We start from the raw sequence: 19,798 nt of genomic DNA, 5'->3' as shown, positions 1-19,798 counted from the left end.
CATGGCGGCGACCATCGCCCTCGTCGTGATCGAGCCGGAGTCACGGCTGGTCGCGACGGTCGTGACGGTGCTGGACCCGACGGCGCTGCCGGAGTCGGCGGTCCCTCGTGTGACACCGGCGGTTAAGGTCGTTCTCGGCGTGCTCGGCGCCGTGGTCTTCGGCGGGATCGGGTTGGTCGCGCTCATCCGGGCCGGCAAGCCGCCACGGTGACCTCGGCGCCGCGCCCGCCTCACCCATCGACCGCCGCACCGGGCGCGACCGGCCGGACCGACCTACGCTCGGTAGATGGAGCAACCGGACCGCCCGCTCGACGTCGTCGTGCACGGCGCCACCGGCTTCGTCGGCCGGCTGGTGGCCGAGCACCTCGCCCACCACGCCTCGCAGCTGCGGATCGGGCTGTCCGGCCGGTCGCTGCAGCGCCTCGAGGCGGTGCGGGACGGGCTGGGCCCGGCGGCCGCCGGATGGGAGCTGCACGTGGTCGACGCTGCCGACGACGTCGGGCTGGCAGCGCTCGCGGACCGCGCCCGGGTGGTGGTGAGCACCGTCGGCCCGTACGCACGGCACGGGCTGCCCCTCGTCCGCGCCTGCGCGGAGCACGGCACGCACTATGCCGATCTCTCCGGTGAGGTGCTGTTCATCCGGGAGAGCAGCCTGCGGTACCACGAGGTCGCCCGCCGGACCGGGGCGCGGATCGTCCACGCCGCCGGCTTCGACTCCGTCCCGTCGGACCTCGGCGTGCTGCTCACCGCGGAGCGTGCCCGCGCCGACGGCGCGGGGCAGCTGCGGGAGACGACGCTGACCGTGCGGGACCTCGCCGGTGGGCTGAGCGGCGGGACGGTGGACTCGATGCGGCTGCAGCTGATGGCGGCACGCGACCCGGGCGCCCGTCGCGTCCTCGCCGACCCGTACGCCCTCAGCCCCGACCGTGATGCCGAGCCGGACCTCGACCAGCAGGCTCCCTCCCGAGCGTTCCAGGACGCCGCGACCGGCACCTGGGTGGCGCCGTTCCCGATGGCCGGCATCAACACGCGGGTCGTGCACCGCAGCAACGCGCTGCTCGGCTGGCGCTACGGCCGGTCCTTCCGCTACCGCGAGGTCGTCGCGCTCGGGCGGGGGAGCCGGGCCCGTCGTCGGGCACAAGCCCTGGCGCTGGGCCTGGACGCCGCCGTCGTGGCGCTCGCGCTGCCCGGCGCACGCCAGCTCGCCGACCGGCTGCTGCCGTCCCCGGGCGAGGGGCCGGACGAGGAGACCCGCCGCACCGGGCACTTCCGGATGGAGGTGCTCGCCCGTACCGCCAGCGGGCAGCAGTACGGCACCACCGTCGAGGCCGACGGCGACCCGGGCTACGCGGCTACCGCCGTCATGCTCGGGCAGACCGCGGTGGCCCTCGCCGCCGGCACCGGGCTGCCCGGCGGGGGCGGCGTCCTCACACCGGCGACCGCGCTCGGCGCGGTGCTGGCGGACCGGCTGGTCGCCGCCGGCTTCCGGATCGCGACCGAGCGGGTCAGCGCTCCTCGGTAGCCGGCGCCGCCGGACGCCGGACGAGGAACGAGATCGCCACGGCCGCCAGCGCGACCCCGGCACCCCAGAGGAACGCGTCGTGGATCCCGGCCGCCTGCGCCGCGACGGGGTCGAGGCCGTCGTCCAGGCCCGCGGCGGTGCGCGTGCTCATGATGGTGATGAACAGCGCGGTGCCGGCGGCGCCGGCGAGCTGCTGCAGGGTGTTCATGATGGCGCTGCCGTGGGAGTAGAGCGCCGGCTCGACCGAGCCGAGCGCCGACGTCATCAGCGGCGTCATGAGGAAGCCGAGCCCGATGCTCAGCGTGACGTGGATGGCCACCGCGTGCCACGTCGGGCTGTCGGCGGTCAGCAGGGTCATCAGGCCGAGGGCGGTGGCGAGCACGATGGAGCCGGGGATGACCAGCGGCCGCGGCCCGACCTTGTCGAACAGCCGGCCGACGAACGGGGCGATGAGCCCCATGGTCAGGCCGCCGGGGAAGAGCACGAGGCCGGTCTCCAGCGTGGTGAGGCCCATGATGTTCTGCAGGTACATCGGCAGCAGGATGAGGGTGCCGAACATCGCGCCCATCGAGATGAGCATCATCGTGATGCCGACCGTGAAGGTCCGTGACCGGAACGGGCGCAGGTCGAGCAGCGCGGCGTCGTCACGCTGCAGCCGCAGCTGGCGCCACACGAAGAGCACGAGCGTCACGGTGCCGATCCCGAGCGGGATGGCCGGCGAGACGAGCGCGTTGCCCTGGGTCGCCTCGCCGATGCTGCTGAGCCCGTAGATGAGGCCGCCGAAGGTCACCGCGGACAGCACGATGGAGACGACGTCGACCGGCACCGCCCGCGGGGTGGTGATGTTCTTGACGAGTGCGGCACCGACGGCCAGCGCCACCAGCGCGATCGGCAGCACGGCGAGGAACATCCAGCGCCAGCTGAGGTTGGCGAGGATGAACCCGGAGAAGGTCGGGCCCACCGCCGGGGCAACGGCGATGACGATCGAGATCAGCCCCATGGTGCGGCCGCGGCGGGACACCGGCACGAAGGTCAGCACCGTGGTGATGAGCAGCGGCAGCATGATCGCGGTGCCGCTCGCCTGGATCACCCGGGCCGCGACGAGCACCGGGAAGACCGGCGCCACCGCCGCCAGCAGGGTGCCGGCGCTGAACAGCGACATCGCGCCGATGAACACCGAGCGGGTCGAGTACCGGGTGAGGATCAGCCCGGTGGTCGGGATGACCACGGCCATCGTGAGCATGAACGCGGTCGTCAGCCACTGGGCGGTCGCGGCGGTCACCGAGAACTCCGTCATCAGCCGCGGGATCGCCACGCTCATGACGGTCTCGTTGAGGATCATCACGAACGAGGCGACGAGGAGCACGCCGATGACCAGCTTCACCTGCGGTGAGAGCGAGGCGTCGGCGGTGGTGGGTGTGGTCGGGCTGGGCGCGACGGTGTCAGCGCGCTGGTCGACGCTCATGGGGCTCCTCGGGTGGTGGTATCGAGTGCCGGGTCGTGCCGCGGCTACTGGTCGTACCCGTGACGGGCGACCTCGCACACCGCATCGGAGTGTATGCGGCCGGTACGGGGGTCGTGCACCTGAATTAGCGTCGGGTGACGAACGCCGCTATGACGCGTCCCTCGTCCTCTGCGACGGTGCAACTGAGGGTGGTGGCGGCGTATTCCGGTCGGCCGTCACTGCCGCCGCACCAGCGCCCGGAGCGTCACCGCGATCCCGACGACCGTCCAGGCGACCAGCACGGCGAGGTCGCGGCCGTCGGCGGTGAAGGTGTCCGAGGCGAGGCCGGCGCGCAGCAGGTCGGCGCCGGGGCGGACCGGCAGCACGTCGTGGACGGTCTGGAACCACTGCGGCAGCTGGGTCGCCGGGAAGGTGATCGGCGAGAACAGCAGCACGAAGAACACCAGCACCTGGCTGACGAGCTGGGCGAGCATCGGCTGCAGGGTGACCGCGATCGCGTAGCCGACGGCGGTGGCCATCACCGTGACGAGCAGCGCGGCGGCGATGAGCACCGGCCAGTCGAAGCTGAAGGTGAGGTCGTAGCGCAGCCAGGCGACCAGCACGCCAACGGCGACGCTCGGCAGCGCGATGAACAGCCACACGGTCATGTCGGCCGCCAGCAGCAGCGGCCGGGCCAGCGGCAGCGAGCGCATGTAGTTGAAGGTGCCGTCGGTGCGGGCCCGGGCCACGCCCTGCGGCACGATCACCAGCCCGATGGTCAGCAGCAGCACGGTCGGCGCGCCGGTGGACAGGAACAGCGCGGTGGCGTGGTCGATGTCGGGGATGAGGAAGCCGAAGCCAATGATGATGCCGGCGGCCAGCAGCGCCTGGATGACGACGACGAGCGGCAGCAGCGGGCCGATCTGGGCGACCTGCCAGCGCAGCAGGGTGCGGTAGCCGGTCCACAGGCCGGCGTCGACCGGGCGGGGGAGCGCGGGTGCGGTGAGTGTTTCAGGCATGGCTGGGCTCCGTGGTGGCGAGTGCGGCGTCGGGGGCGGCGGAGGTGAGGCCGAGGTAGGCGTCCTCGAGGGTGGCGGGGGCGAGGACGTAGCCGTCGATGAGGTCCTTGCCGCGCAGCGCGGTGGCCCAGGTGACGGCGGCGGCGGCCTCGTCGGCGGGCACGGTGAGCAGCACCCGCCGGCCGGCGCGGACGTGGCGCAGCGCGGTGACCGGCAGCTGGTGCGGCTGGTCGGTGGGGTCGGCTGGGTCGGCGCCGTCGGGTGGTAGCTGCAGCTCGAGCCGCAGGTCGCTGTCCTGGGTGCCGCGCAGCCGCGCCGGGGAGCCGCTGGCGACCACCTTGCCGTGGTCGAGGACGACGAGCTCGTCGACGATCCGCTCGGCCTCGGTGACGTTGTGGGTGACGAGCAGGACGCCGGCGCCGTCGTCGCCGCGGCGGCGTACCGCGGTCCAGAGCAGCCGGCGGCGGGAGGCGTCGATGTCGTTGGTCGGCTCGTCGAGGACGAGCAGCGGGGTGGGGGCGGCGACGGTCATCGCGAACGCGACGAGGCGCCGGATGCCGCCGGACAGGCCGCGGCCCTCGGGCAGTGCGCGCTGATCGAGCCAGGCGGTGATGTCCAGCTCCTCGGCGAGCTCTTGGGCGACGGCGCGGGAGCGTCGCGTCGAGAGTCCGCGGATCCGGCCGGCGATCTCGATCGCGATGCGTGGGGTGAGCCCGTCGATCGGTGCCTGCGCCTGGGCCTGCAGCGAGACGTGGCGGCGGGCGGCGGCGGGGTCGGCGACGGCATCGACCTCACCGACGCGGATGCTCCCCGAGTCGGGGCGCAGCAGGCCGACGACCTGGGAGACCAGCGTGGTCTTGCCGGCGCCGTTGTGGCCGAGCAGCCCGACCACTTCGCCAGGCCGGACACGCAGCGAGATGTCGTCGTTGGCCACCGTGTCGCCAAAGCGGCGGGTGAGGCCAGCGACGTGCAGAACGTCATCGGTCATGAGGACTCCTCAGATACTCGCGGTATGTAGATACTGAGAGTATTTGGATACCTTCGGTACGTCAATACAGTTTTCGGAGTCCTAGGATGGGGCGATGACCCGGCTCCCCGACCCCATCTCGCGCCGGGACCGGCAGCGGCAGACCCGTGAGGCGCTGGTGTTCGCGGCGCGGGCGGTGTTCGCCCGGGACGGCTACAGCGGCGCGAACCTCGAGCTCATCGCGCGCGAGGCCGGCTTCTCCAAGGGGGCCGTCTACTCGAACTTCGACGGCAAGGCCGGGTTGTTCCTCGCCGTGATGGATCTCAACATCGAGACCGCGCTCGCCGAGGGTGGCTGGGACGTCTTCGAGCGGACCGCGCAGGACGCGATGCCGGAGGGGCAGGACCCGGCGCTGGCAGCGGCGATGACGGGCGTCGCGCTGGCCACCCTGGAGTTTGTCGCCACCGCTGCCCGCGACGAGCAGCTCGCCGGCGAGCTTGCCAAGCGGATGGAGAAGCTGACCGACGTCTACACGAGCATCGCCGCGGAGTCACGGGTGGGGGGTGACCCGCTGTCCGACGCCGACCTCGGCGCGCTGCTGACGGCGCTGGACCAGGGCTCAGCGCTGCTCATGCTCGCCGGCAGCGTCGCGATCGACCAGCGGGTGCTGCGGGCCGGCATGCAGCGGCTGCTGGACCCTGCGGGGACGCGAAGTCCTGCTGGTGCCGAGGGGGACGACGACGGCGCCGGCCCGCCGGCGCTGCACGACGAGGTGGTGCGGCGGCGGATCGCGGCGGCGCTGGGCGAGGGGCGCGAGGCGTAGCCCGCCCGCCCCTCGCCCTCCGCCCCGCCGGCTTTGGTCGATCTTTTGGGTCGAAACACCGGGTTCAAATGATCGACCCATGGCCCAGTTGGTCGACGGAGCTTCGGGAGAGGGCGGCGACGACGACCCGCAGCGCCTTGTCGGTTGTCCACAGATCTCTCCTGCACTACTGACACGGCCCCGGATTCCCGCTAGTTTGACCAGTCACGGAGCACGGGGGTGACCACCGGCGTGAACCAGGCAACGGCGCTTCTCGAGGACGAGGTGCGCGAGCTCATCCGACGTCGCGGGCTCGATCCTGCCCGCGATGTCGACGGCATCCGCGCGCTGGTCGCCGACGCGATCGCGGACTACGACGGTCGCTCGGTCGCCGGGCTGGTGCCGCCGGTGGCGGATGCGGCGCAGACGACCAAGGACATCGTCGACGCCGTCGCCGGTCTCGGCCCGTTGCAGCGGTATCTCGATGACCCGACGGTCGAGGAGATCTGGATCAACGAACCGGGCAAGGTGTTCATCGCCCGCGCCGGCCGGTCGGAGCTGACGACGACGATCCTCACCGAGACCCAGGTGCACGACCTCGTCGAGCGGATGCTGCGGATCTCCGGGCGGCGGCTCGACCTGTCCTCACCGTTCGTCGACGCGTCGCTCGCTACGGGGGAGCGGGTGCACGTCGTCATCCCGGACATCACCCGGTCGGCGTGGGCGGTGAACATCCGCAAGTACATCGCGAGGGCCACCAGGCTGAGCGACCTTGTCGCCCTCGGCTCGATGACCCCGCAGGCGGCCGCGTTCCTCGACGCCGCGGTGCTGGTCGGGCTGAACGTGCTGGTCTCGGGAGCCACCCAGGCGGGCAAGACCACGATGGTCAACGCCTTGGCAGGTGCCATTCCCTCGGGTGAGCGGGTGATCACCTGCGAGGAGGTCTTCGAGCTACGGCCGGCGAACCGGGACGTCGTCGCCATGCAGTGCCGCCAGCCGAACCTCGAGGGGCACGGCGAGGTCCAGCTCCGGCGCCTGGTGAAGGAGGCGCTGCGGATGCGGCCGGACCGGATCATCATCGGCGAGGTCCGCGAGGCCGAGAGCTTCGACATGCTCATCGCGCTGAACTCGGGGATCCCCGGGATGTGCACCATCCATGCGAACTCCGCCCGGGAGGCGGTCACCAAGATCTGCACGCTGCCGCTGCTCGCCGGTGAGAACGTGTCGAGCTCGTTCGTGGTGCCGACGGTCGCCGCGGCCATCGATCTCGTCGTCCACGTCGAGCTCGATCGTGACGGTCGGCGGTTCGTCCGCGAGATCGTCGCGGTCACCGGGCGCGCGGAGGAGGGCGTGGTCGAGACCGCTGAGCTCTTCCTGCGCCGTGAGGGCCGGCTGGTGCGAGGTGCCGGCTTCCCGGGCTCCGCGGAACGGTTCGACCAGGCGGGGGTCGACCTCGCGCGGCTGCTCGCCGGCGAGCCGGGTGAGTGACCGTGGGAGCGGTGGCCGGACTCGTCCTCGGCGTCGGGCTGCTCCTCGTCTGGTTCTCGATGTGGCCTGCCCCGCCTCGGCCGGCCCGGACATCACCCGGGTGGCGTGAGCGGACCCAGGACCTGCTGATCCGGGCTGGGGCACCCTCGGTGACTCCCGCTGCGCTCGCCTTCACCTCCAGCGTGCTCGCACTGCTGGTGTTCCTCGCGACGCTGGGAAGCTCCGGCTCCCCGCCGATCGCGGTGTGCTTCGCGATCATGGGCGGCATCGTGCCGACGACGCTCGCGCGGGCACGGGCGCGCCGGCGGCAGGGCGAGCTGCGGGCGGTGTGGCCGGAGGTCGTCGACGACCTCGTTTCCGCGATCCGCGCCGGGATGTCACTGCCCGAGGCAGTCATCAGCCTCAGCGAGCGCGGGCCGGCCGAGGTCCGGGCCGACTTCCAGCGCTTCGCCGACGACTACCGGGTCACCGGCCGGTTCGCGGAGGCGCTCGACCGGCTCAAGGCACGGTTGGCGGACCCGGTGGCCGACCGGATTATCGAGGCGCTGCGGATCACCCGTGAGGTCGGTGGCTCTGATCTCGTCCGGCTGCTGCGGACCCTCGCCCAGCTGCTGCGTGAGGACCTCCGCACCCGCGGCGAGCTCGAGGCGCGGCAGAGCTGGACGGTCAACGGGGCGCGCCTCGCGACGGCGGCCCCCTGGGTGGTGCTCATCCTCCTCAGCGGGCGGGCGGAGACGGCGGCCGCGTTCAACTCCGCGCTCGGCGTCCTCGTGCTCGCCACGGGCGCCGTCGTCTCGGGTGTCGCGTACGGGTTGATGGTGCGCCTAAGTCGGCTGCCGGAAGAGACACGGGTGCTCCGGTGAACGTCACGGTGGTCGGCGGGCTCGCAGGGCTGCTCGGCGGCCTGGGCCTGTGGCTCGTCATCTGGCGGCTGCGTGCCGCTCGGATCAGGCTGCCGGATCGCATCGCGCCCTACCTGCGGGAGCGCCCGACGACGTCGGGCCTGCTGGTCGAGCCTCGGCACCACACGCCGTTCCCGACGCTCGAGAGCCTCCTCGCGCCGGTGATGGCCGATGCCGGCCGGATGCTTGAGCGCCTTGGCAGCACCTCGCAGAGCGTGCGACGTCGCACCGAGCTCGCCGGGCGGCCGCAGTCCGTCGAGCAGTTCCGCCTCGAGCAGGTCATGTGGGCCGCGCTGGCGCTCGCCGTCACGCTGGTCGTCCTCCTCCTCGCGGGGATCACCCGAGGTCTCAGCGTGCCCGCGGGGCTGCTGGCGCTCGTCGTCGCCGGGCTCGGCGCCGCGATCGCCCGCGACCGGTGGCTGACCCGTGCCGCAGAACGGCACCAGCACGAGATGCTGGCGGAGCTGCCGGCGGTGGCCGAGCTGCTGGCGCTCGCGGTCAGTGCCGGCGAGGGACCGATGGCAGCGCTGGAGCGGGTGGCGCGCACGACCCATGGTGCGCTGACCCGTCAGATCCGGATCGCGCTCGGTGAGATCAGGTCCGGCACGCCGATGGTGGTCGCGCTGGAGCGGCTCAGTGCCCGGAGCTCACAGTCGGCGGTGAGCCGATTTGCCGAGGGGATCGCCGTCGCCATCGACCGGGGCACCCCGCTCGCCGAGGTCCTTCGTGCCCAGGCGGTGGACGCCCGGGAGGTGGCGCGCCGCGAGCTGATGGAGCTCGGTGGAAAAAAGGAAATCGCGATGATGGTGCCGGTCGTCTTCCTCGTGCTGCCAGTGACCGTGATGTTCGCACTCTTCCCCGGGCTCGTCCTGCTGCAGGTGGGCCTGTGAACACACCCCGAAACGACCAAGGAGACAACTATGCGGACGCACCTCGCCATCTACTGGGCGGCGCTAAGCCGTCGCTACCGGGAGCTCGAGCCCGAGCGGGGCGACGTGCCCGGGTGGGTCCTGGTGACCTTGATGACGGCAGGACTCGTCGTCGCCATCTGGCTCATCGCCGGACCGGCGCTCGTCAACGTGTTCGAGACGGCCATGCAGCGGGTGCTCGACGTCTGAGGAATCGCCTGGCCGGCGACGAGGACGGCTCGGCGATCGTGGAGTTCGTGCTCGTCTCGATCCTCGTCGTCGTCCTGCTCCTCGGTGTGCTCCAGCTGACCCTCGCCCTGCACGTGCGGAACACGCTCATCGACTCTGCCGGCGAGGGCGCGCGCGTGGCTGCGCTCGCGGGCAGCTCGGCGACGGCGGGAGTCGAGCGGACGAGAGAGTTGATCACGACGGCGGTGCATGCTCGCTTCGGTAGCGACGTCTCGGCGCGGCGGACGTCCGCGGGCGGACTCGATCTCGTCGAGGTGACCGTGCGCGCGCCGATACCGGTGCTCGGGCTGCTCGGGCCGAGCGGCAGCATGACCGTCGTCGGACGGGCGGTCGTCGAATGAGGTGGGGGAGCGCGGTCCGGCGGCTGGCAGCTCGGCTGCGGGAGGACGAGGGCAGCGCCGTCGTCGAGTTCATCGGCGTGACCGTCGTGCTGCTCATCCCGCTCGTCTACCTCGTCCTCACGCTCGGCAGGGTGCAGGCGGCGATGTTCGCCGCCGAGGCGGCCGCCCGCGAGAGTGGACGGATCATCAGCCAGGCGGAGGACCCGGAAGCCGCAGCCGGACGAGCCCGCAGCGCGGTCGAGCTGGCGTTCGCGGACCAGGGGATCGTCGTGGACGCCGACGACGTCCTGCGGCTCACCTGTGACGAAGACCCCTGCCTGTCTCGAGGTGCGCGCATCCACGTGCAGGTCGACGCTGCGGTCCGGCTGCCGCTCGTCCCGGACTTCCTCGCCGGCACGATGCCGATGGAGGTCCCGGTGCGGGCGGAGCACCTGGCCGTGGTGCCGGAGTTCGGAGTGGCGCCATGAGGGGCATCGGTGGACGGCTGCGGCCGGCGGGAGCTGATGCCGAGGACGGCCAGATCACGTTGTTGTCATTGGGATTCGCGGTGGTGGCACTCGCGCTCATCCTCGTCGTGGCGAGCGCGACGGCGATTCATCTCGAGCGCAAGCAGCTGCTCGCGCTGGCGGACGGGGCTGCTGCGGACGCGGCAGACGCCATCGACCTCGAACGGTACTACCAGGGCGACCTGGCGAGCGCGGGCGTGCCACTGTCCGACGAGTCGGTGAGGGACGCGGTCGCGGCCCACCTCGATGCGGCCTTGGCGACCTCGCGGTTCGAGGGGCTGAGGATCGGTGGGTCGACAGGTACGTCTGACGGGCGTACCGCGCGCGTGACGCTGACTGCCGTCGCACGGCCGCCGCTGGTGCCGTGGGTGCTGGCCCCGTGGTCGGACGGCTTCCGGATCCAAGTGACGTCGTCGGCCGAGGCGGAGGGATGAGCGGGATGGTGAGCAGGAGTAGAGGTCGTGGACGACGGCGTTGGTTGGTCGCGTTTGCAGTGATGGTCGGGCTCGCCGTGGGTGGCTCCGGCTGCGCGACGGACGAGGGCGACGATCCTGCTCCGACGAGTGCGCCCAGTCCCACGACCGACGCACCCACCGAGCCGGCGACTGACGAGCCGACGACGGTTCCGACGCCCTGGCCGGAGCCGAGCCCACCACCGGAGATGGAGCGTGATGACATCGAAGGGGCCAAGGCGGCGGCGGTCTTCTTCATCGAGTTGCATCAGTATGTGTACGCAACTGGCGACATCGAAAAGTGGCTGGAGATGTCGCACCCAGAGTGTCAGTTCTGTAGCGGTGCGACAACCCATCTAACGGAACTCTATGGTAACGGTGGACGCGCCGAGGGTGGCAAGTTCACGGTGGAAAGCGTCACCGCTCTTCCCCCAGATTCAGACTATGCCCACTATCGCGTTGGTGTCTCAGGTTCAGAGGCGGCGTCGGTCGAGTATTCGGCAGGCGGCCAGATTGGCCGACAGATGAATGGTGGAGAGGTCGACTATGTCGTAGCTGTTCTTCCGTCGGCGGAACTTGGTTGGATTATTAGAGGTGTGGCGGTTGAGAACGATGTGGCCTAGCGGGCAATGGATCGTCTTATTCGTAATTAGCAGTTTTGCTCTTTCGTCCGGCGGGCCTGATTACCGGGCTGGCGCGGAAGGTGCTGATGAGGTCAATGTTGTGGGTAGTCTTACGCAAGATACTGCTAATCCGATCTCGACTGATAGCCCGCCTTCTGGCAGTGGTGCAGTCCAGGCTGAGCCCTACTGCAAACCGATCCCGTATACCTTCGGCAAGTATACTGTGATGGCGAAGAATTGTAACGGGGAACTTGGCGGCACCGAGCTCACCCCTTGGTTCGAGATGGAGGAAGAGGAGGACGCCGACACTCCCGCCGCTGACCAGCCCACCCCAATCGTCGTCACCCGCGAAGAGGTCCAGTCCCTCCTCGTCGACGCCGGCGGCCTGGACGTCCAGCCCGACCGGTCATGGGTTCTCGTGCACACGGAGACCATCGCCTTCACCGGCGCCGAGCAGCAGGTGCTCACCACGACCGTCCTCGACGCACCGATCGAAGTCATGGTGACCCCTGAGCAGTTCACCTGGGACTTCGGCGACGGCAGCGCCCCGCTGGTCACCACCGACCCGGGCGCGGCATGGCCCGACCACACCGTCGCCCACGCCTACGGATCAGCACAGCCAGCCGCGGCGATCTCCGTCCAGACAGAGTGGGACGCGGTGTTCCGCATCCAGGGAATGACCACCTGGCTGCCGGTGACGGGGACGGTCGTCACGACCGAGACTAGCGAGCCGTTCGACGTCGTCACCGCGACGCCCAGGCTCGTCGCCGGAAGCTAGGCCTCACAGCAGCCTGATCGGAGACCGGCGTTACCCACACGGCTCCGCAACGTGTCGCCCACACGGCCTACCCTGGCAGGGTGGTTGATACGTGGACCGGGCCGGAGCCCGACTGGGACGAGCCGCCTCCCGAGGGGCTGAGCGAGTGGGACTTCCACGACGCCGAGATGGCCGCCGCCTTCGCCGGTGACCCCGGCGCCGCGGCACCGATCGCCGCGGCGGTGCAGGCCGCCCGGGCATCGTCGTCGTCCCCGCTCGAGGCACTCACCAGCATCTGGGGCTACGACGCGTTCCGCGGCGAGCAGGCCGAGATCATCGAGACCGTCACCAGCGGCAAGGACGCCCTCGTCCTCATGCCCACCGGCGGCGGCAAGAGCCTGTGCTACCAGATCCCGTCGCTCGTCCGCGAGGGCACCGGCGTCGTCATCAGCCCCCTCATCGCGCTCATGCACGATCAGGTCGACGCCCTCGAGCAGCTCGGCGTCCGCGCCGCGTTCCTCAACTCGACCCAGCAGATCGACGAGCGTCGCGACGTCGAGCGTCGGCTGCTCGCCGGCGAGCTCGACCTGCTCTACCTCGCCCCCGAGCGGCTGTCGGTGGCCGCGGACCTCTTCGACCGCGCGCACATCGCGCTGTTCGCCATCGACGAGGCGCACTGCGTGGCGCAGTGGGGTCACGACTTCCGGCCCGACTATCTCAATCTGACGATCCTCCACGAGCGCTGGCCCGAGGTCCCGCGGGTCGCCCTCACCGCGACCGCCACGGCGGAGACCCGCGAGGAGATCGTCCGTAACCTCCAGCTCGACGACGCCCGGGTCTTCGTCTCCAGCTTCGACCGGCCCAACATCCAGTACCGGATCGCCCCTAAGCAGGACGCCAAGGGCCAGCTGCTGCAGATCATCGAGAACGAGCACCCCGGCGAGGCCGGCATCGTCTACTGCCTCAGCCGCGCGTCAGTGGAGAAGACCGCCGAGTGGCTCGCCGGCAAGGGCGTCACCGCGCTGCCGTACCACGCGGGCCTGCCGGCCCAGACGCGGTCGCGCAACCAGGCCCGGTTCCTGCGCGAGGACGGCGTGGTCATGGTCGCCACCATCGCGTTCGGGATGGGCATCGACAAGCCCGACGTCCGGTTCGTCGCCCACCTCGACCTGCCCAAGAGCGTCGAGGGCTACTACCAGGAGACCGGCCGCGCCGGCCGTGACGGGCTGCCCTCGACGGCGTGGCTCGCCTACGGGCTGCAGGACGTCGTCCAGCAGCGGCGGATGATCGCCGGCGGCGACGGCGACGGGCAGCGCAAGCGCGCCCAGTCCCTCCACCTCGAGGCGATGCTCGCGCTGTGCGAGACGGTGCAGTGCCGGCGGCAGCAGCTGCTGCGCTACTTCGGCGAGGGCAGCGAGCCTTGCGGCAACTGCGACACCTGCCTCAACCCGCCCGAGGGCTTCGACGGCACCGTCCCGGCGCAGAAGCTGATGTCGACGATCCTGCGGCTCAAGCGCGAGCGCAACCAGCAGTTCGGCGCCGGCCACCTCGTCGACATCCTCCTCGGCCGGGAGACCGAGCGGACGCTGCGGTCCCAGCACACCGAGCTCAGCACCTTCGGCATCGGCACCGAGCTGGGGGACCAGGAGTGGCGCGGCGTCGTGCGCCAGCTGCTGGCCCAGGGGCTGCTCGAGGTGCAGGGGGAGTACGGCGTGCTCGCGCTCACCGACGCCGCCGGCGCCGTGCTCCGCGGCGAGCAGGAGGTGCGGCTGCGCCGCGAGCCGGAGCGCGTGCGCGCCGCCCGCAAGCCGCGCAGCAGCAAGGCCGCGCCGGTCGACCTCGACGCGCCGCAGCAGGACCTCTTCCAGCAGCTGCGCACCTGGCGGGCCGGCGTCGCCAAGGAGCAGGGCGTGCCCGCCTACGTCGTCTTCAACGACGCCACCCTCGCCGGCATCGCGCAGGCCCGGCCCGGTTCCACGACCGAGCTGCGCGCGATCTCCGGCGTCGGCGACGCGAAGCTCGAGCGGTACGGCGCCGCGGTGCTCGAGGTGGTCGGCGCCACCGGCTGAGCAGGCACGTTTCATGGCGGTAACAATGGGTTGCCATACTTTTTCCATGACACCGAGCGCAGGCACCCCCGACCGCGACCGGCTCGCCTCCGTGGCGACCGCTGCCGTCATGGCCTCGCTCGACCCGCTCGGGAAGGGAGCACGGCGGCCCGGTCCCGCCGTCGTCGTCCTCGCCTCGTGACCCCGCAGGAGGCGGCCCGGTTCCTCGACCGGCTCGAGTCCGGCGAGCTGCGGGCGGCCCGGCGCGCCGACGACGGCAGCTGGCAGGTCGACACCTCGGTCAAGCAGGGCATCCTCGCGCTGCTCGCCGCCAGCGACGCCGTCGAGCTGCCCGGCTGGCCCGGCGGCGCGGTCGACAAGGTCCCTGCCCGGCAGATCGGTCCGGCGGACCGGGTCCGGTTGGTGCCCGGCGGCAGCTCTGTCCGGCGCGGCGCCGCACTGCGCCCCGGGGTCGTCGTCATGCCGCCGAGCTACGTCAACATCGGTGCCTACGTCGGTGAGGGCACGATGGTGGACAGCCACGTGCTCGTCGGGTCGTGCGCGCAGGTCGGTGCCCGCGTGCACCTGTCCGCCGCGGTGCAGCTCGGCGGGGTGCTCGAGCCGGTCGGCGCGCGGCCGGTCGTCGTCGAGGACGACGCGTTCATCGGCGCGCAGTGCGGCCTGTACGAGGGCGTCATCGTCCGCGCCGGCGCGGTGCTCGCCCCGGGCACCATCCTCACCTCGCGCACCGTCGTCTACGACCTGGTCCACGAGCATGAGGTGCGCGGCGAGGTGCCCGAGGGCGCCGTCGTCGTCCCCGGTTCGCGGCCGGCCCGCGGCGACTATGCCCAGCGACTGGGCCTGTCACTGTACGCGCCGGTCATCGTCAAGTACCGCGACGACTCGACCGACGCCGCCACCGTGCTCGAGGGAGCGTTGCGATGACCGACCTGTACGCGCTCACCGACGCCCAGGCGCGCGAGCTCGCCGGGCACGGCACGCCGTGCTTCGGTTACTCCCTCGACGTCGCCCGCGAGCGGTTCACCGCCCTGCGCGCGGCGCTGCCCGAGCGGGTGCTGCTCGCCTACGCGGTCAAGGCGAATCCTGGCGCGCCGCTACTACGCGCGTTTGCCGGCCTCGGGGCCTGGTTCGACTGCGCCTCGGCCGGGGAGGTCGAGGCCGTCGCGGCGGCCCGCCGAGCCGCCGCCGCTGCCTCGACTGGTGCCGGGACTGGTGGCACCGTGCTCGCCGGGCCCGCCAAGAGCGAGGCTGACCTGCGTGCCGGGCTCGCCGTCGGTGCCCGGGTCCAGGTCGACGGCATCGAGGACGTCGCGCGGATCGCCGCACTGCTCGACGCTGACCACAACAGCAACAACAACAACGACGACAACGACGACGGCGGCGCGCCGCTGGCGGTCAACGTCCGGGTCCACCCGGCGACTGGGGTCAGCGAGACGGCGTCGATCATCGGCGGAGCCGGGCCGTCGGCGTTCGGGGTGGACGAGGAGGACCTGCCCGACTTCCTCGCCGCCGTCGCGCGCTACCCGCAGGTCCGGCTCGCCGGTCTGCAGGTGTTCTCCGCCAGCAACGAACTCGACGCCGCCGCACTGCTGGCCAACCACCGCACCGCGCTGGAGATCGGTGAACGGCTGCACCGCGAGCACGGGGTCGAGCTGGAGCTCATCGACCTCGGCGGCGGGCTCGGCATCCCGTACGTCGCAGGCGCCGGCGAGCTCGACATCGCCGCGCTCGGCGCTGGCCTCAGCGAGCTGCTGGCCGAGCACCCGTGGTGCACCGGCCGGCTGCTGCTGGAGCCGGGCCGCTGGCTGGCCGGGCCGACCGGGGTGTACCTCAGCCGGGTGGTGCGGGTGAAGGAGAGCCGTGGCGCGACCTTCGCGGTGCTCGAGGGCGGCATCAACCACCTGCTGCGGCCGCTGCTCACCGGGCAGTCGTTCCCGGTGCGCGTCGTGGCCAGCGACGATGACGCCGCCGCTGACACCGGTGACGACGGCGGGGTCGTCGCCGCCACCGGTGACGACCCCGCCACCTCCCAGCCGGCCGGCGCAGGCGCCGCCGACGCTGACACCGGCCCCGACACTGCCGCCACCCAGCCGCCCAGGCTGCTCACCGCGTACACCCTGGCCGGCCCGCTGTGTACCTCCCTCGACCGGATCGGCACCGCTGAGCTGGGGCCGCTGCGGCCGGGGGACCTGCTGATGTTCGGCCAGGCCGGCGCCTACGGCTTCACCCAGGCGATGACCAGCTTCCTGTCCCACCCGGTGCCGGCCCAGCACTGGCTGGGGGAATGAGCGGGAACCATCTGACCGGCTACCGGCCGATCGGGGGTGGCGGCCGGCTGGTGTAGCTATGACCGGTGGGCGTCGTGGTCGTCACCGACGGCCACGGGTCGGCGCGGTGGTGCGACGGCGGGTCGGTCCCGGGGCGACGGCCGAGCACCGCCTCGAGCCTGACCTGCCACTCGGGCAGTGACTTGGCGTAGTTGCAGGCCTCGCACAGGTCTTGCAGGTTCGGCGCTGAGGTGGGGCCGCCCTCGGCGTGCGGCCGGACGTGGTCGGTGTGGCGCACCGGCGCGTCGCACCACGGGGTCCGGCACCGGGCGCCGTCGCGGAGCGCGATGAAGGCCCGCAGCCCGGCGGGCGCGGTGCGGGCGCGCGAGTCCATCGCCACCAGCTGTCCGGTGGTCGGGTGGGTGAAGACCCGTCGTAGGAAGACCCCCACCGCGGCGTGCTCGGGAGTGTCCAGCGCCCGGGCGACGAGGTCGCGCGCCCACTGGGCGGGCATCGTGCCGTAGCCGGGCACCACGGCGGCGTCGTCGCTGTCGCCGAACAGGGTGTGCTCGCTCATCACAAGCTGCACCTCGACGGGCACGGCGTCCGAGACCTCGTTGCCGGTGACCCGCCCGACGAGCGTGTCGGCCATCAGCTGCCCCCGGCCGCGCGGATCGCCGGCAGACCGGCCCTGGTCGGCGGCCTTGCGCAGCGACGCGTAGCAGGCCATCGCCTGGGCGGCCGGCAGCAGGGCACTGAGGTAGGCCATGCCGTCCGGCGCCGGCCGCAGCGTCACCCGACGGTCGGTCTCGGCCTGACGCACCCGCTGGGCCATCGCGTCGGGCGCGAGGGCGTAGGCCGTCCGCCGGGCCTCGGCCACCAACCGGGTGTCGCCCCAGGAGCCGAAGGTCTCCGGGTCGGCGCAGAGGTCCTCGTCCAGCGCGGCGCGGTCGGTGGGCGTCATCTCCCGGGTCTCGCCCGCCACCAGACCGGCCCGCCGCTCGTTGAGGTCGCCATCGCGCAGGGCAGTCAGCGTGTGCGGCATGTCCGCCACGAGCGAGCGCGCCAGGCCCAGCTGCCGCCGGCCCTGGTACGGCGAGAGCCGCCGCGCCAGCCCTACCTCGATGCCTACACCCCGGCCACGCCGCGCCGCCGGAACGCCGTCGCGCTCCTCGCGCTCGCGGCGGGACCGGTCGAAGCTCGCCGTCAGCACCGTCTGGGTCGCCGCGGTCGTCGCCTTGAGGTCTTCCAGCGCCCGGATGACGTCGACGTGCTCGGCCTCCGCCACGCCCACGACGACGCCGTCCCGGTCGACCGTCACGTGCCTCAGCACCTCGCGAAGCTCGGCGATCACCGCGGCCAGCCGCCCGGCACGCCCCGGCGCCGACCGAGCGGCGGCCTCCTCCATCTCCCTGACCTCGGCGGCCTCCGCCGGCGTGGGGGAGGGGGCGCCGAGCATCTCGGCCCAGAACAGCTCCTCGTCGGCGTCGTCCATCGAGGCGAACATCGCGTCGAGCCCCATCAGCGGAGCCTCGTAGGACGGCAGGTGGTCCTCGACGACGGTCACCGCGACCACCTCCTCGCTCCGCTACGACCCTCTTCGGTCTGCTTCACACGCTAAACCTGGCCACTGACATCCGGCCGGGACACTGCCTCCGGCGCCCCAGCCGTAGACTTGGCGCCGTGCCTGAAACTCCTGCCTCCGTCACTCTGCCGGTCCGTCCCGGTCTCGAGGGGCTGACCCCCTACGGGGCGCCGCAGCTCGACCTGCCGGTGCTGCTCAACGTCAACGAGAACCCGTACCCGCCGTCGGACGCGGTCGTCGCCGACCTCGCCGCCGCGGTCGCCGCCGTCGGCCCCGGCCTCAACCGCTACCCGGACCGCGAATTCCTCGACCTGCGCGCCGAGCTCGCCGACTACCTGCGCGTCGAGTCCGGCACCCGCCACCTCACCGCCCAGCACATGTGGGCCGCCAACGGCTCCAACGAGGTCATGCTCCACCTGCTCCAGGCGTTCGGCGGGCCCGGCCGCACCGTGCTCTCCTTCGCCCCGACCTACTCGATGTACCCCGAGTACGCCCGCGACACCCTCACCGACTGGCACGCCGGCAACCGCGAGGGCGACTTCACCATCGACGTCGACCGCGCGCTCGCGCTGCTCGCGCAGGTCCGCCCCGCCGTCGTCCTCCTCGCCAGCCCGAACAACCCCACCGGCACCGCGCTGCCGCTCGCGACCATCGAGGCCATCGCGCAGGCCGCCGCGACCACCGGACCCACCGGGACCGACGGCGCGACCACCGCGAGCGTCGTCGTCGTCGACGAGGCCTACGCCGAGTTCCGTCGCGAGGGCACCCCCAGCGCGCTCAGCGTGCTCGAGCGCTACCCCCACCTGGCGGTCAGCCGCACCATGTCCAAGGCCTTCGGGCTCGCCGGCGCTCGCCTGGGCTACCTCGCCGCGGCGCCCGAGCTCGTCGACCAGCTGCGGATCGTCCGGCTTCCCTACCACCTGTCGGCGGTCACCCAGGCGGTGGCCCGCGCCGCGCTGAGCCACCGCGAGGAGCTCATGGGGCAGATCGCCGAGCTGCGCGCCGAGCGCGACCGGTGCGTCCAGTGGCTGCGCGGGCAGGGCTTCACCGTCGCGGACACCGACGCCAACTTCGCCCTTTTCGGCCCGTTCGAGGACCGTGAGAAGGTATGGCAGGGGCTGGTCGACCGCGGAGTTCTCATCCGCGTCGTCGGACCGCCAGGATGGTTGCGGGTATCGATCGGTACCGCTGCAGAGATGGCCGCCTTCCGGGCGGCACTGACGGAGGTGGTCGGGCTGTGACGGCACAGGACAAGCAGACGAACGTGGGTCGCGCGCGAACGGCACGCAAGGAACGGGTGACCTCGGAGTCGAGCGTCGTCGTCGAGATCGACCTCGACGGCACCGGCGCAACGAACATCTCCACCACGGTGCCGTTCTACGACCACATGCTCACCGCACTCGGCAAGCACTCGCTCATCGACCTCACCGTCGAGGCCACCGGTGACACCCACATCGACGCCCACCACACCGTCGAGGACGTCGCCATCACCCTCGGCGAGGCGCTGCGCGAGGCACTGGGCGACAAGAGCGGCATCGCCCGGTTCGGCGACGCCCTCGTGCCGCTGGACGAGGCGCTGGCGCAGGCCGTCGTCGACGTCTCCGGGCGCCCCTACCTCGTGCACAGCGGCGAGCCCGCGGGCCAGGAGTACCACCTCATCGGCGGGCACTTCACCGGCTCGCTCACCCGCCACGTCTTCGAGTCGATCGCGCACCACGCCGCCATCGCGCTGCACGTGCGGGTGCTCGGCGGGCGCGACCCGCACCACATCGTCGAGGCCCAGTTCAAGGCCTTCGCCCGGGCGCTGCGCGCCGCCATCGAGCCCGACGCCCGCGTGCGCGGCATCCCGTCGACCAAGGGCGCATTGTGACGTCCGACCCGGTCGGCAGTACGCCCC

General features: G+C 72.0%; 22 protein-coding genes. 18 read left to right on the top strand and 4 right to left on the bottom strand.

Features of this window, described 5'->3' with window-relative positions; all coding sequences use genetic code 11:
- The first annotated feature begins 1 nt into the window (after position 1).
- Both V2J52_RS15690 and V2J52_RS15685 read left to right on the top strand, forming a co-directional pair.
- Entirely contained in the window at positions 2-211 is a 210-nt protein-coding gene (locus V2J52_RS15690; RefSeq protein WP_331228671.1) for a hypothetical protein, read from the top strand.
- A gap of 75 nt (positions 212-286) precedes the next feature.
- A complete protein-coding gene (locus tag V2J52_RS15685) occupies positions 287-1,522 on the top strand; it encodes a saccharopine dehydrogenase family protein (RefSeq protein WP_331228670.1) in 1,236 nt (411 codons plus the stop codon).
- Here V2J52_RS15685 and V2J52_RS15680 read toward each other — a convergent pair.
- From V2J52_RS15680 to V2J52_RS15670, 3 genes are all read right to left on the bottom strand, one after another.
- Positions 1,506-2,987: an MDR family MFS transporter gene (locus tag V2J52_RS15680; protein WP_331228669.1), complete on the bottom strand. Its 1,482-nt coding sequence runs from the start codon at positions 2,985-2,987 to the stop codon at positions 1,506-1,508. The two genes, V2J52_RS15685 and V2J52_RS15680, sit on opposite strands and share 17 nt — an antisense overlap.
- Positions 2,988-3,202: 215 nt before the next feature.
- Positions 3,203-3,985, bottom strand: a complete 783-nt coding sequence (locus V2J52_RS15675; RefSeq protein WP_331228668.1) for an ABC transporter permease — start codon at positions 3,983-3,985, stop codon at positions 3,203-3,205.
- Complete coding sequence (locus tag V2J52_RS15670) at positions 3,978-4,973, bottom strand: ABC transporter ATP-binding protein (protein ID WP_331228667.1); 996 nt, start codon at positions 4,971-4,973, stop codon at positions 3,978-3,980. Before V2J52_RS15670 ends, V2J52_RS15675 begins: the two co-directional genes overlap by 8 nt.
- A gap of 94 nt (positions 4,974-5,067) precedes the next feature.
- On the opposite strand from V2J52_RS15670, the gene V2J52_RS15665 reads away from it, so the two are divergent.
- The 14 genes from V2J52_RS15665 to V2J52_RS15600 all read left to right on the top strand — a co-directional run bounded on the left by V2J52_RS15665 (position 5,068) and on the right by V2J52_RS15600 (position 16,337).
- On the top strand, positions 5,068-5,775 hold the full coding sequence (locus V2J52_RS15665; protein ID WP_331228666.1) for a TetR/AcrR family transcriptional regulator: 708 nt from the start codon (positions 5,068-5,070) through the stop codon (positions 5,773-5,775).
- A 219-nt stretch (positions 5,776-5,994) separates the two neighbouring features.
- Positions 5,995-7,242 (top strand): TadA family conjugal transfer-associated ATPase, encoded by a 1,248-nt coding sequence (locus V2J52_RS15660; protein WP_331228665.1) that lies wholly within the window; start codon positions 5,995-5,997, stop codon positions 7,240-7,242.
- An 11-nt stretch (positions 7,243-7,253) separates the two neighbouring features.
- On the top strand, positions 7,254-8,105 hold the full coding sequence (locus V2J52_RS15655) for a type II secretion system F family protein (RefSeq protein ID WP_331228664.1): 852 nt from the start codon (positions 7,254-7,256) through the stop codon (positions 8,103-8,105).
- Positions 8,102-9,034 (top strand): type II secretion system F family protein, encoded by a 933-nt coding sequence (locus V2J52_RS15650; RefSeq protein ID WP_331228663.1) that lies wholly within the window; start codon positions 8,102-8,104, stop codon positions 9,032-9,034. Before V2J52_RS15655 ends, V2J52_RS15650 begins: the two co-directional genes overlap by 4 nt.
- Positions 9,035-9,064: 30 nt before the next feature.
- Positions 9,065-9,262, top strand: coding sequence for a hypothetical protein (locus V2J52_RS15645; protein ID WP_331228662.1), 198 nt, complete (start codon positions 9,065-9,067; stop codon positions 9,260-9,262).
- A 38-nt stretch (positions 9,263-9,300) separates the two neighbouring features.
- Positions 9,301-9,642: a TadE/TadG family type IV pilus assembly protein gene (locus V2J52_RS15640; protein ID WP_331228661.1), complete on the top strand. Its 342-nt coding sequence runs from the start codon at positions 9,301-9,303 to the stop codon at positions 9,640-9,642.
- The gene (locus tag V2J52_RS15635) at positions 9,639-10,109 is read left to right on the top strand and encodes a pilus assembly protein (protein ID WP_331228660.1); all 471 of its coding nucleotides are present in this window, start codon (positions 9,639-9,641) and stop codon (positions 10,107-10,109) included. Before V2J52_RS15640 ends, V2J52_RS15635 begins: the two co-directional genes overlap by 4 nt.
- Positions 10,106-10,582, top strand: coding sequence for a hypothetical protein (locus V2J52_RS15630; protein ID WP_331228659.1), 477 nt, complete (start codon positions 10,106-10,108; stop codon positions 10,580-10,582). Before V2J52_RS15635 ends, V2J52_RS15630 begins: the two co-directional genes overlap by 4 nt.
- Positions 10,579-11,223, top strand: coding sequence for a DUF6318 family protein (locus tag V2J52_RS15625; RefSeq protein ID WP_331228658.1), 645 nt, complete (start codon positions 10,579-10,581; stop codon positions 11,221-11,223). Before V2J52_RS15630 ends, V2J52_RS15625 begins: the two co-directional genes overlap by 4 nt.
- A gap of 226 nt (positions 11,224-11,449) precedes the next feature.
- Complete coding sequence (locus V2J52_RS15620) at positions 11,450-12,001, top strand: hypothetical protein (protein ID WP_331228657.1); 552 nt, start codon at positions 11,450-11,452, stop codon at positions 11,999-12,001.
- A 167-nt stretch (positions 12,002-12,168) separates the two neighbouring features.
- Positions 12,169-14,049, top strand: a complete 1,881-nt coding sequence (gene recQ, locus V2J52_RS15615; protein ID WP_331228706.1) for a DNA helicase RecQ — start codon at positions 12,169-12,171, stop codon at positions 14,047-14,049.
- Positions 14,050-14,095: 46 nt separating this feature from the next.
- Positions 14,096-14,230 (top strand): hypothetical protein, encoded by a 135-nt coding sequence (locus tag V2J52_RS15610; protein ID WP_331228656.1) that lies wholly within the window; start codon positions 14,096-14,098, stop codon positions 14,228-14,230.
- Entirely contained in the window at positions 14,227-14,973 is a 747-nt protein-coding gene (locus V2J52_RS15605) for a 2,3,4,5-tetrahydropyridine-2,6-dicarboxylate N-succinyltransferase (protein ID WP_331228655.1), read from the top strand. The genes V2J52_RS15610 and V2J52_RS15605 overlap by 4 nt, the downstream gene beginning before the upstream one ends.
- Positions 14,970-16,337: a type III PLP-dependent enzyme domain-containing protein gene (locus V2J52_RS15600; protein ID WP_331228654.1), complete on the top strand. Its 1,368-nt coding sequence runs from the start codon at positions 14,970-14,972 to the stop codon at positions 16,335-16,337. The genes V2J52_RS15605 and V2J52_RS15600 overlap by 4 nt, the downstream gene beginning before the upstream one ends.
- 19 nt (positions 16,338-16,356) lie before the next feature.
- Here the strand turns inward: V2J52_RS15600 and V2J52_RS15595 are convergent, their stop codons facing one another.
- A complete protein-coding gene (locus V2J52_RS15595) occupies positions 16,357-17,883 on the bottom strand; it encodes an HNH endonuclease (RefSeq protein WP_331228653.1) in 1,527 nt (508 codons plus the stop codon).
- A gap of 116 nt (positions 17,884-17,999) precedes the next feature.
- Here V2J52_RS15595 and V2J52_RS15590 point away from each other — a divergent pair, with 116 nt between their 5' ends.
- Complete coding sequence (locus tag V2J52_RS15590) at positions 18,000-19,142, top strand: histidinol-phosphate transaminase (RefSeq protein WP_331228652.1); 1,143 nt, start codon at positions 18,000-18,002, stop codon at positions 19,140-19,142.
- Entirely contained in the window at positions 19,139-19,771 is a 633-nt protein-coding gene (gene hisB / locus V2J52_RS15585) for an imidazoleglycerol-phosphate dehydratase HisB (RefSeq protein WP_331228651.1), read from the top strand. Before V2J52_RS15590 ends, hisB begins: the two co-directional genes overlap by 4 nt.
- Positions 19,772-19,798: the final 27 nt, after the last annotated feature.

The organism is Georgenia sunbinii, assembly GCF_036421875.1.
Lineage (GTDB): Bacteria > Actinomycetota > Actinomycetes > Actinomycetales > Actinomycetaceae > Georgenia_B > Georgenia_B sunbinii.
This window is presented reverse-complemented; position numbering and strand designations above follow the sequence as displayed.